Raw genomic sequence first — 13122 nt, 5'->3', positions numbered from 1 at the left:
TACCAACAGTTTCACTTCCGTTTGATGGTGGTAAATTAACTCCATCAAATTTCCAATTTAAGTTTGTACCTACACGTTGTAAAACATAAGGATGACTTGCATTAATCATTCGTAAACTTGTTTCGTCTAGCTTTGCATCTAAAACGTCATTTACTCTAATGTTTATTGCATCTGCAGTTCCAGTATTTTCAAATCGTATAGTGTACGTTAAATAATCATTTGATGTAAAAGTAGAATGCACAATTTTTCCACCATGTGCTTCTGTTTTGTCATTTGGATCATAAGAACCAACAATAACTTGTGTTATTTCGCTAGAATTATTTAACGTATTTATATCACCACTTGGTATTGTAATAGAAACTGTATTGGTTAATAATTGACCCAAACTTACCGTAGGAATTGTTGGCACTTGCATGGTTACAAACATATATCTAGTTTCACCAGCTAATAAATTTGTAAAATTATAAGTAAAACCATTTGCTGTAGCAACACTTCCAGTTGGTGAAACTGCTATAACAGAAACAACATTATTGTTAGTAAAAGTTACTGTTCCAGAAGCAATTGGTTGTGTACCAAAATTAGAATATTCAATTTGATTATAATAAGTAAATCCTGGTCTTGGTGCTATTCCAGATTGATAAATGTAAACTGCCAAATCAGTAAATGGAATTATTGTAACAGGAAAATTATAAGTTGTGATTCCAGAGTTAGCGGCAACAGTTATGTTTGAATATGTTGACGGCGAAACTGTATATTGTGATGCAAATTGAGAAAATACTGAAAAAGTTAAGTTATAACTATTTGCAGGATTAGATTCATATAAAATTATAGTACTATCTGAAAATAAATTATTAATGGTTCCATTATTAATTTGATACGTAAAATTTCCTAAATTAAAACTTTGCTCATTATTATTTTGAATTCCATTTCCATCGCTGTCAATAAAAGCATTCAATTTTATTCCGTTAGAAATGTTTAAAGTAGTAGCATTATAAGTATCTATACTTACAACAGTACCATTTAAAGTTCCTTCGGCACTAAAAAAATTGCCAACATAACCATTAGTAATATCGAGTTGTGTTAATACATAAGTTCCTGTAAATGTAGTAGTATTTGTAGTTTGAGAAGGTAAATTGGACAATGGTCCACCAGAAATTGCAACTGTATTTGGAGAATTAGGACTATTTATAAAATCAACGTTAGTAATAGTATTTAGCGAATTATTAGTTACAGTAAAAGTATAATTAATTACATCACCTATATTGGTAAAACCATCATTATTATAATCTACATAAGTTCCGTTAGCAGTTGCACTTAATTCGTTATTAACATCTATAGTTACAAATGCTGTATCACAATTATTTGGAGCATTATTTTGACAAATTTGATAATCTAAGGTATAACTTCCACTAGGCACATTTGAAGAAGTTGCTATTACACTTCCATTATTTTGAATACTAAAAAATCCACTTGTTGAAGAAGTCTGAGATATTGTTACATTAGTTAATGTTACAGGAATTCCATTTAATGTATCATTATTTAAAACATCTTCAAGAACAATTTGGTTTGCAATTGGGTTGGAAACACTTGCAGAATCATTATTGGCATTAATAATTAAGTTTGAATTAACTATTATTGTAGCAATTGCAGTATCACAATTAGTTGGGTTTGATGTTTGACAAATTTGATAAGTTATTATATATGTGCCACTTGGTATATTAGCAGGAACAGATATTACTCCAGTTGATGTATTGATACTAGGACTTATAGAACCAATAGCAGGAGTTATAACACTTAACGTGATTAAACTTAAATTTACTGGTTGTCCATTTAATAAATCTGCACCATTTCCATTGTTTGATAGTACATTTCCAGCATTTACATTTCCAGTAATTCCATTAATATTTTGAAAAGTATCGTCATTAGCAACAATTGGATTAGAAGGTTGCGATTGTACTACAACCATAGCAGTTGCAGTGTCACAATTTGCTGGAATAGCACCAGTTTCGCATACAGTATAAGTTATTGCATAAGTTCCAGGAGCAGGATTTGGTGCTACAGTTATAGTTCCATTAAAGTCAATTGCAAGTGGTCCATTTACAACTGGAGTTACATTTGTATTATTAAAAGTTACAGGAATTCCGTTTAAAGTATCATTTTCAGTAACGTCTCCAAGAATACTTAAATTTGGAATTGATGGAATTGGTGGAAAACTATCATTTGCTGCAATTATTGAATTAAATACATTAATTGTAACAACAGCAGTATCACAATCTGTATTTCCTATATTACATATTTGATATGTAGTTGAGTATGTTCCAGAAGGCGTGTTTGATGCAAGAGTTAAAACACCTTCAGCATCAATTGAGATTGGTCCATTTGTAACTGGTGTAACATCAGTATTTGAAGCAGTAACTGGAGTACCATTAAAGGTGTCATTTACAGTAACAACAAGTACCATTGTAGAGGAAAATCCGCTAAAAGTCGTTATGTTGTCATCAACAGCAACCATTTGCGATAAGCTATTAAAACTAGTAAATAAAAACACAATTAATAAAACAGAAGTGTAAAATTTTCTCATAATCAAGGGTTTAAAAATCAAATGTAGGAATAATTTTTGTAATTTTTTTGTATAAATTAGAATTTGTATAGTTTCATCAAGAATTTAATTTATTTCAAATAAAAACAATGATTGTAATAATCAATAATAGCTTTTCCTTCTAACAAAATATCGGCACCAATTATTCCGTCAACTGGTTTGGCTTTGTGTTGCGTTAATGCAAAATTTACATGTGATAAATCAAAAATTACCAAGTTAAAATCTTTTTCTTTCCAAGTTCCAATTTGCAATTTATTGTTTTTAGATAATTGTGTGTCAATATGATTTCCTCCAGCGCCAGAAGCTTTGGTTTTAGAATCTTTGGCTTTTAAATTAAACTTGGCAACACTTTCATAACCTACACAACTAGTACTTGCGCCAGTATCTAAAATAAAATTTCCTTTAATGCCATTTATCATTGCTTTTATCAATAAATGCTGGGTTTTAGACACCTTAAATTGTATTTTCTTATACTTATTTTTCTTTAAAATTTTTTGTAATTCTTCCATTATACTTTCCTTTTTTTATGGTACAAATATGCGAATGAAATTAAGATAAACAATCCGCTAATTAATAAAATCCAAACAAAATAATTAGTAGAATTGCTAGTTTCTAAACTTCCATAATAAACAAATGCACTCCAATAATAAGGCGATTTTTTAGTATTAGAAATAGTAATATCATTTAAAAAAGACAATTTTGCAACATGATTTGCTTGTGCATACGATTTTCCTTTTTCAATGTTATTGTAGAACTTTTTCATAAATAGCGAAGTCGTAAAATCATTTACTTTCCATAAAGAAAATAATAAATTTTGTGCTCCAGCCATTTGAAAACCTCTAGAAACACTCATTGCGCCTTCTGCTTTGTATAGTTTGCCTAAACCAGTTTCGCAGGCACTTAAAACTACTAAATTTGGATTAATATTTAAGTTGTAAAGTTCTGAATAAAGAATTTCTTGATCATAAAATTTTATACTTGCAGGAGTTTCAATATCGCCAGAAGATGCATGCGTACACAAATGAAGAACAGAATATTGTAACGCATTCAATTTAAAATTATCAAATGTTGCAGCTTCTTTTTCTAAATATTTTCCTTTAAAATTTTCTTTAATTGCTTGCATTTCTTTTTTAGAAAACGTTAGTTCTAAATTGCTGTTTTCGAATACTGGAAAAATTCCTAATATGGTTTCTTTTTTATCTTGAAAAGGAATTGCATTTAAATAAAACGAAGCCGAATTGTTATAAACTACAGTAAAATCTTTTACTAAATACTTCATTTTAGAAAAATTAGATGTTGTAGATTTTTTAGTTATTAATGCTTCAAATGGAAGAAAATTTAAAATTCCGTCAGGAATAATGATGAGGTTTTTATACTTAGCTTTTTTAGGAATTTGTAATAAATTATAAACTTCATTTGCTAATGAATTGTAAGCATTAACATCATTAGTTATAGCATCAGAATTAGTAAATAAATTTATAAAATTTACAATTTTTTGAGACGATTTTAAATCATTATTGATAACTTTTAATGTAATTTCATTGTTAGAAATTGTAAAAATATATTTTTTATAAATTCCTGTAAAATATTCAATTAAAACAGCTTTGTCGTTATTTAGTTTAGAATATAAATTTGTAATAGTTATGTCAGATTTAGATTTGTTATCAACTTTAAATTCTTTCTGCTTTAACAACAACATCAATTCATTTTGCTTTTTTATAGCTTCATTTATTTTAGAAATGTCAGCCATTTCAAGCTTTTGTTGTTCTTTTACAATTATTGTATTCCAGTTTTGTAACTGTTCTAAAATTATTTTTTCTTCTCTAGATTGAACCTTAGAATTTTGCAATGTATTTTTTAAAACAACCGATTTACTTTCTTCACATAATTGAAAAGCACTTTCTAAATAACTACTTTTTTTGTCGTTATTATAAAGATTTAAGTAAATTTCAATACACTTTTCTGTTCTGTTTCTAGTTCTAATTTGGCTGATAATTTTAGAATTTTCAAACGATAAAAGTTGTTGAAATAACGATTCTATATAAAATGAAAGTGAAAAAGTTTCTAATGCTTTTTTAGGCAAATTTTGATTCAAATAAACAGCAGCTTTTAAATCTAAAGCGTCAAGTAAAACCGTTTCTGCATAAAGCGCATTTTTGTTGGGTAATTTATTTTTTACTGTTTTATAATTGGGAAGTAAAATGGTAAAAACAGTTTCTAAATTTTCGTTTGCATTTTTATAGTTTTTTTGCTCAAAAAACAAGGTCGCTTTTTCATAATATAACTTTGCTAATTTTCTTGGTTCTTGATTGGTTTTTTCAAATGCTAGAGTTGCTTTTTCTAAATATAATTCAGCGTTTTTATACTCTTTTTTTATAGAATAAGTTTTAGATAAATTCAAATAGGCATTTCCAATAGCTTGCGATTGATTTACATCTAAATTTAAAAATTGAATTGCTTTTTCTAATGACTTTTTGGCTTGTAAAAAATGACTTTCAGTTTTAGTTGTTTCATAATTTAATAAATAATTAGATCCTAAATTTCCGTACAAATTTCCTTTTTGAAAAGTGGTTAGTTTTTCAGAATTCAACGTTTTTTCTAACAAAATTATTGCTTCATTTTTTCTGCCAGAACTTTGATAAACATTAGATAAATTTAAAATTGCAGCATATTTTTGATTAGTATCATTTTCATTGTTTGCAATGTAATAATAATCTTTTATGGTGTTTTCTGCAGCTTCATAATCGCCAATTATAGTGTACAAATTTCCTAATGGTTTTAAGCAAAACTCTGTAATTTTGTATTTAGAAAGTTTGTTTTTATTGTAAACTAGCCAAGCTTTTTCATAACTAGAAATGGCTTTGTTGGTTTGCCCAAATTGGTTTTGATAAAAAGCTTTATTACAATTTAAAATTACAATTGCAAGAAATTCTGGCTTAGTTTTTGGATTAAAATTTTTTTCTAAAACTTCTAGTTTCTTCAAACTTTCTTCATTAGCATTTGCAACAAATATTTCTAAAGAACTATAAATTTTGTCTTCTAGAACGGTGCTTTTTATTTGTGAAAACGAAAATTGAAATACCAAAAAAACTAGTAGTAATTTCTTCATTTTAAAGGTTTAAAATTTCCAAATTCCGTACAATTGTAAGTAATTAAAATCTTTTTCAAAATTCAATACATATCTTGCTCCAAAACTTGGACCAATTCGTGCTATACCGCCAGTTATTTCAAATAATAATCCACCGTTTGGTTTTGTAAATGTGGTGGTTAAATCAGATGAATTATTTGTAGAACTTACTAAAAACGTTGGAGTTGTATTTTCATACACATCTATTTGTTCTGTTTTAATTTCATTATTTGAAGCAACTATATTTGCTTGAATTCCTGCTCCAAGTCCAATAAAATTATTTACATTATATCTCATTAATACTGGAATTTCTAGATTTATTGCTTTAAAACTTGAAGTGGTTGTAGTTCTATATAATTGAAAATTACCATTAACACCAACCAATCTATCCGTCACAAATGTATTTAAATTGTATTGATGACTTCCAGCTTGAAACTCAACTTGCCAATACCATTTATAGGATTTGTAAGGAGAAATTGTTGCCGCAACAAAATAACTTTTAGATTTTTCTAAATCGGTATAAAAATTATAACCAGCTTTTGCGCCAATAGAAATTCCAGGTTTAAATCTAGTAGTTGCATAATTGGTAATTACTGGTTCGTTTTTATCAAAGATTATGGCAGTTTTGCTTTTGGTTTTTATTTTATGAAAATCGTTTCCAAACTTCAAGCTGTATTTTACAAAACCTTTGGTAGAATCGCGATCTTTTACATTTTTTTGTTCGCTTCCAGGCAAGTAAATATTTCTAAAAACAAAGTGAATTTGATCTTTTTTTACAATGGTATCAAGGCAACTGTAGGTTACATTTTCACCTTTTGGACAAATGGGACATTTTGGATAATTATCTACAATTTTTAATGTTTTTTTATTAAACATATCTGGAATATCGGTTTCTAATTTTATTGTTGATGCTGGACCTTCTCCATTATTTTGAAAACGAGTTTTAAAGTTTATAGTTCTAAATTTTACAAATCTATAGTTTATCAAAGTGGCATTACTAGACATTTTATTTGGATCGTGAGATGTTACAATTTCCATTTCATACGTTTTCTTTTTGTGGGTTTTATAACTTCTATCTGGAACGTAAACGCCACGCATTTTTACAGTTGCACTTGTGTCTTTTAGCATTTCTGGAGTAGTTTTAAAACTAAAAAATATATTTCTTGTTTCACTTGGTTGCATTCCGTCAAATTCTAAAATTTTAGTATCTGAAAATAACGTTTTACTTTCCATTAATGTCATATCTAAGTTTTCATCGTCAAGTAAAAAATTGTTTTTAAATGATGGATAATCATTTGCAGAAGCAACATTTTCATAACTATTATTGTAATCTTCAACAGAGGCAACGGCAGTTTCTGTAACTTCTTTTTCGTTAAAATGAGTACGCGTTTCTACTAAATCAAAGTTTTTATTTTTAAATTCTTTATCGTTATAAAAAAGATATAATTTTCCGTTGGCAACGTAATTTAAATTGTTTTGATAGCTTAAAATTACTACAATATCTTGCTCTGGAATTGGATCTCTATTGGCAAAAAGTTCCATTGAAACAGTATCTTTTAGTGAAGCAATATTTTGAAAGTTAGTATCTATTATTTCGTCTATAGAAACTGTTTCTGGTCTTGTTGTTGGTGGTTTTCCGTTGTCGTAATTATTAGTTACAGATAAATTTATTTTATAAGTTCCTTTCTTTTTGTATACTTTTTTTGGTGCTTTTTCTTTACTATAACTACCATCGCCCATTTCCCAAAAATAACTATAATTTGCTGGTGGCGCACCAGAAACCTGAATTAATGGTGGCGTTTGCGGATTAAATATTGCCTGATTTTGTTTTTTTATTATTTCAATTCTGGCTTTTCTTGTTACCGTATCTTTTACTTTTGTTTGAGAAAAGCAAGCAAAAGAAAATAGAAAAAATAGTAGAAGTAGTAATTTTTTCATAATAATTTGTTTTGGTTGATGTTATAAAATTAAGTAAAAAATGTTAATGTTTTTGTTTTACTTATTTCCATATTAAAATTCACTTAAATCCTTAAATTAATTTTGCAAATTTTATTATTTTATTTTCAATGATTTTCAGGAATTCAACTAAAATTACATCCGTATTTTTACGGTATTTTAAAATAAGAAAAAGTGATGAACATGCCATCACTTTTTCACAAAAAACTTAAAATAACTATTTTTTAATTTGGAGTAAAAGAAAAATCTATAAACGGAAGAAAATAATTTATTTGCGGACTTCCAATTGCAAATAGTTGATAATTATTAGTTCCTGTAATTATCATATCACCAGCATTTATTGGAAAAGTCAAACTACTATTGTTAGGTTTTCTTAAACCGTTACATATTAAATCATTAAAAAATCCGCTTGGAGCTTGAGACAACAAAAAGGTTTCTCTAATAGAATAAGAATTATTTGCTGTAATTTCTAATGGTGGATTTATCTCATAATAATCTACTGACGCAGATGAAAATTTATGACTTTCATTGTAAATAATTGTTCCTGTAACATTATCTACTATTTCAATTTTGTGAAATAAACCTTCATTAATTGGTAAACTTTGGAAACCCACACTATATATTTTTCCACTTTTAGTCATCTTGAACGAATATTGGTGTACTTCTGTATCCATATATTGATCATTTACTAATCCTTGATTAACTTGTACCGTATTAAATAAACTTTGAAAACTAGTGTCAACGTTAGTATATGGTGGAGCAACAGGATCTTGATCTGAACTACAGCCCAGTATAATTGAGCTAATCATTACGATTAATGCTAATTTTTTAAAACTATTTTTTGATTTTAATTTTTTATACATATTTTTTAATTTTATAATTATCTTTTTATTATTCGAATTATTTTAGAATTTTCTGCTTGATTTATTACAACATTATAAATTCCAGATTTATAATTATTTCCAAGTTCAAATGTTTCTACTTCTGATAATTTTATAATTCTAGTTTCTACAATTATTCCCATCATATCATAAATATTAATTGAAATATCTCCTAAGTTTTTAGAATCTATATTAACTTTAAAACTATTATCAAATGGATTTGGATATACAGATGAATTAAATTTTTCTGATGTAATTAAATCAATTTCTGATGAAGGTATAGATTTTAATAAAGCTGGCGTTGAAATAGTACATACTGGTCCGAAAGGTCCAAAAACGCCACCAATTTTTACACTTACATCTACATTGTATGTTGTACTAGTTTGTAATCCTGTAAATTGAGTTAAAGTAAATGTTCTTAATATTTTATCTACAGATTGCGAATAATTTAAAGAAGTATTTGTAAGTCTAAATCTATACGATGTTGAAGTTGGTACGGCATTGGCATAAATAAAATCATTTTTATTAGCCACTGTAAAATTGCATTGCGAAGTTTGTAATTGTGTTGTTGGAAATGCAGGTGTAGATAATAGGCAAGGTGCACCAAATGGCATATATGTACCATTAGTATTTTTTACAGCTACTTCTACAGAATAAGTACTATCATAAGCTGCTGTTGGACCAGTAAAATCACTAAAACTAAAAGCACGTAAATTTTTATCTATCGTTTGCGATGGTGCAGGATTGGTTAAATTGGTTATTTTAAATCTGTAACCTTTAGCATAAGGAATTATATCAGCATATATTGATTGTGTAAAAGAACTAACGGTTGTACCACATTGTGCATTAGAAACTTGTGTTGTTACTGTAGGTGTTGTTACAGTACATGGTAATCCATAATAAGTTAACCACACATTGTTAATTTTTAAAGCAACTTCTATTTTGTAGGATGTATTGTATGCAAAAGTTGGTAAATCTGTAAGTCTAAAAGAATTAAAAGTTTTATCAATTGTTTGAATTTGATTATTGGCTAGATTGGTAACTTTAAATCTATAACCTTGTGCATTAGAAACAGAATTGGCAACTATTAAATCATTAAGTATTGGCAAAGTTGAACCGCATTGCGCTGTTTGAACTTTAGTAACAAAAGCTGGTTCAAAACCGACGTTATCAATATAAAACAAATTAGAATTACTGTGATTACCAGTAAATTCTACATAATAACTTCCTGTTGTTTGAAAAATAATTAATATAAATCCAGATTCAAGTTGGTAAGTATAATTACTATCTATTATAGTGTAACTTGCTAATGTACCATTTGGATTATAAAATTTTATATTTGGATATCCAATAGGATTGCATCCACCCATTGCAAAAAAACAATCTTGATAATTGTATGTAAATCTGTAAGCAACGTTAGCATTAGAATTGAATAATGGTGATTTAATTGCATAGTTACTATTTCCACTCAATGTTAGTTGACCACCGTTGTTGTATGCAGTTACGCCAGAGGTTGTGTTACTCCAACCGTTAATTGTTGTGTTGAAAGTTCCATTAGTTATCGGTGTAAATTGTGCTTGTAAAAAATTTACAGCTAGTAATAAAAAAAGTAGATTTGTTTTCATTTTTTTTGGGATTAAGGTTAAGAAAATCAAATTTAAAAATCAATTTAATAACTTTTATAAAAATTTAGAAAACGGTAGGTTGTGTTTAGAAAACGGTAAAATATAATTATTTTATGTTAAAATAGTTACAGTAATTTTTACATTGTGACCTTTTCGAAGTTGATCATTAAGATGTGGTTTTTGTAAAATTGAAAATGTTTTATCTGGATAAGACAATTGTAAAAGTTCTAACCGTTCTGTAATAATTGAAATTCCTTTAGAAATATGAGATGCGTCTTGTGGTTTACTAGAATTTATTCCATATCCATTATCAATAATTTCAATAGTTAAAGTAGCGTTGGTTAAAGAAAAATTAATTACAATTTTACCATCATTTTCTTTTAAATGTGAAACACCATGAAGTATTGCATTTTCTATAAATGGTTGCACAATCATGTTAGGAATGGATACATTTTTACAATCAATATTTTCAGATGTATTTATAGTAAATTCAAAATTTGAGAATCGTACTTGCTCTAGTTCTAAATATAATTTTAGTCTATTAATTTCGTCTTGTAAAGTTATAAATGGTTGCGATGCTTGGGATAAAAACAATCGAACCAATCTAGAAAGTTTGGCTAAATGTTCACTACTTTTTTCTTTTTGATTGCTGTTAACAAAATATTGAATTGCATTGAGAGAATTAAAAATAAAATGCGGATTCATCATTGCCGAAAGTGCACTTTGTCTAAGTTCTACAATTTTATTATTTATAGAAATTTCTTGTTGTTTTTTAAGTTTAATTTTTTTTATTTGGTGTCTGTAAATACTATACAATAATGTTGAAAACAAGAACAAAATAAGTAGTAAAAACCACCATTTTAAATAAAAAGGATACATTTTATAAATAGAAATTTTTATAATAGACCAATTAGAATTTACATCTCTAATTCTAACAATAACAGTATGACTTCCATAGGATAATGATTGAAATATTATAAACTTATTTTGTGTTGTTATCCAGTTTGATGCATCTATTTTATATTGAATAATTTGATTTTTAACAACATTAAAATTTTGAATATCAAGATTTAATTTTACAATAGTTTGATTGTTTTTTACATTAATTTTAGTTACACTTAAATCATTGTAAATGATTTTAAAAATAGGTTTTTGAGATTTGTTTTTTATTAAAGAAAAATTTATTTTTCCCAAACCATCTTTAGTTGCAACAAACAATTCGTTGTTAAATAATGCAACATTGTAAACTTCATTATTGGGTAAAAAATTATATTTATTTATAACTTTATTTCCATTTTTAGAAATTAGAAATAATCCGTTTCCTGCACAAAGAAAAATATCATTTTCTATTACTTTTATTTTTTTTATATTATCAAATTTTACAAAATTTACGTGCGTTACACTTTCAATAATTTTTTCGTTAACCAATTTGTAAACAGAGTTGTTTGCGGCAATCCACAGAGTGTCTTTTATAAAGATAAAATCTTGTATAAAACCTTTTATATTTAATTTTAATTCTCTTTTAATTTTAATTGTTGAATCATTAAAACTTCTAATATTAATTTTTTTAGAGTTGTTAAAATAATATTCGTTCTTATAATAAACTATGTTTTTTATTTTTTCTTCTTCATTACTATTGCTTTTTAAATTTTTAATGGTAGTATTTTTAATGTCAATTACTCTTATATTTGAGTTTCCCAAAAGTAAATAGTAAGTATTATTTTTTTTTTTAATTATTTCTTTACCACCAACAAGCAATATATTTTTATCTTTATTGTAATTCTCTATCTTGTTTATAGATTGGTAAATTATGGGAACAGCATTAAAATTACCCAATTTAATTTCTTTTTTAGATTTTTCAATCAATTTTAGATTTTGATTTTTATAATTATACAAAGTAAATTTAGATGAAATATATAGTGATTTATTGTTTAGCGAAGTTGCAAATCCGTTAAAATAATTTTCTTCATTTTTAAATTTTATGGATTCTATAAGTAGGTTGGGAATGCAATATAATCCGTTTTCGTTGGTAGCAATCCATATTTTATTTTTAGAATCACAATATAAAAAATTCACATTATCAGAAGTGTTTAAACCTAAATTATCGTTTATACAAATCCATTTATAATCTTTTAAAATAAAAATTCCCTTACCTTGAATGTTGAGCCAGCAATTTTCATTTTTGTCGATAATAAAATCATATTTATAAATTGGATTTTGAGATAAATTTTGAGGAAATGGAATAGAATTTAGCAGTATTCCATTTAAAGTTGAAATAAATAATTTATTTTCGTCTACAAGTAAAACATCTTTTTTTCTAAACACTATTTTGTGTAAAAATGTTACTTCTTTAGGTAATTTAAAATGGTAATTATTAAATTTTACAGTATCATTTTTAATAGTTATAACTTGATTGTTTTGAACGTAAAATGGAAAGGAGAATTTAGTTTTTAAAAATGCATTTTTATTAACTTTAACGTGGTTATTTTTTTTGTTTACTTCTGTAAAAGAATAATTTTTATAAAGCTGTCTGTTTTGCATAGAATACAATACAATTGTGCTGTCTGTAACGATTAAACTGTTGTAATACTTACTAGAAATTGATGTTTTTAGTATTTTCTTTCCATTATATTTTTGAACTTGTTCGTTATAATTTAATAACCAAATTATTCCTTTTTCATCTATTTCAACAGCTACAATGTATGGGTTTATTAAACCATCTTTTACATTTAAAGTTGTAAAATCATTTCCATTAAAAAATGTTAAACCATTGTCAGTTCCAAGTATTATTTTTCCGTTTTTATCTTCTGTAATACTATAAATTGTATTAGATGGCAAGCCGTCGTCAGTAGTAAAATGATTAAATTTATACTGATTTTGAGCCCAAGTTAAACTGCATAATAAAAGAAAAATTAAATTTAAAAGTGTTTTCAT

Annotated in this window: 7 protein-coding genes; all 7 read right to left on the bottom strand. The window is 26.5% G+C overall.

The window, feature by feature from the left end:
• Window positions 1–2581 (bottom strand): beta strand repeat-containing protein (locus ACH2BC_RS14135; RefSeq protein ID WP_395054750.1); only part of this gene is annotated, 2581 nt, incomplete at its 3' end.
• 89 nt (window positions 2582–2670) lie between these two features.
• Window positions 2671–3108, bottom strand: coding sequence for a retropepsin-like aspartic protease (locus ACH2BC_RS14130; protein WP_395054748.1), 438 nt, complete (start codon window positions 3106–3108; stop codon window positions 2671–2673).
• Window positions 3108–5708: a CHAT domain-containing protein gene (locus ACH2BC_RS14125; RefSeq protein WP_395054746.1), complete on the bottom strand. Its 2601-nt coding sequence runs from the start codon at window positions 5706–5708 to the stop codon at window positions 3108–3110. Before ACH2BC_RS14125 ends, ACH2BC_RS14130 begins: the two co-directional genes overlap by 1 nt.
• A gap of 9 nt (window positions 5709–5717) precedes the next feature.
• Window positions 5718–7664, bottom strand: a complete 1947-nt coding sequence (locus tag ACH2BC_RS14120) for a PKD domain-containing protein (protein WP_395054744.1) — start codon at window positions 7662–7664, stop codon at window positions 5718–5720.
• Window positions 7665–7906: 242 nt separating this feature from the next.
• On the bottom strand, window positions 7907–8545 hold the full coding sequence (locus tag ACH2BC_RS14115; RefSeq protein WP_395054742.1) for a hypothetical protein: 639 nt from the start codon (window positions 8543–8545) through the stop codon (window positions 7907–7909).
• Window positions 8546–8562: 17 nt separating this feature from the next.
• On the bottom strand, window positions 8563–10188 hold the full coding sequence (locus tag ACH2BC_RS14110; protein ID WP_395054740.1) for a T9SS type A sorting domain-containing protein: 1626 nt from the start codon (window positions 10186–10188) through the stop codon (window positions 8563–8565).
• 111 nt (window positions 10189–10299) lie between these two features.
• Window positions 10300–13122: a histidine kinase gene (locus tag ACH2BC_RS14105; protein ID WP_395054738.1), complete on the bottom strand. Its 2823-nt coding sequence runs from the start codon at window positions 13120–13122 to the stop codon at window positions 10300–10302.

It is taken from the genome of Flavobacterium sp. (assembly GCF_043760115.1).
GTDB lineage: Bacteria > Bacteroidota > Bacteroidia > Flavobacteriales > Flavobacteriaceae > Flavobacterium.
The sequence above is the reverse complement of the archived record's forward strand: the minus strand, read 5'-3'. Positions and strand labels throughout refer to the sequence as shown.

Bases quoted from the DNA above. Each gene is read 5' to 3' on its own strand.
- ACH2BC_RS14130 (WP_395054748.1), bottom strand. From the start codon at position 3,108: ATGGAAGAATTACAAAAAATTTTAAAGAAAAATAAGTATAAGAAAATA.
- ACH2BC_RS14125 (WP_395054746.1), bottom strand. From the start codon at position 5,708: ATGAAGAAATTACTACTAGTTTTTTTGGTATTTCAATTTTCGTTTTCA.
- ACH2BC_RS14120 (WP_395054744.1), bottom strand. From the start codon at position 7,664: ATGAAAAAATTACTACTTCTACTATTTTTTCTATTTTCTTTTGCTTGC.
- ACH2BC_RS14115 (WP_395054742.1), bottom strand. From the start codon at position 8,545: ATGTATAAAAAATTAAAATCAAAAAATAGTTTTAAAAAATTAGCATTA.
- ACH2BC_RS14110 (WP_395054740.1), bottom strand. From the start codon at position 10,188: ATGAAAACAAATCTACTTTTTTTATTACTAGCTGTAAATTTTTTACAA.
- ACH2BC_RS14105 (WP_395054738.1), bottom strand. From the start codon at position 13,122: ATGAAAACACTTTTAAATTTAATTTTTCTTTTATTATGCAGTTTAACT.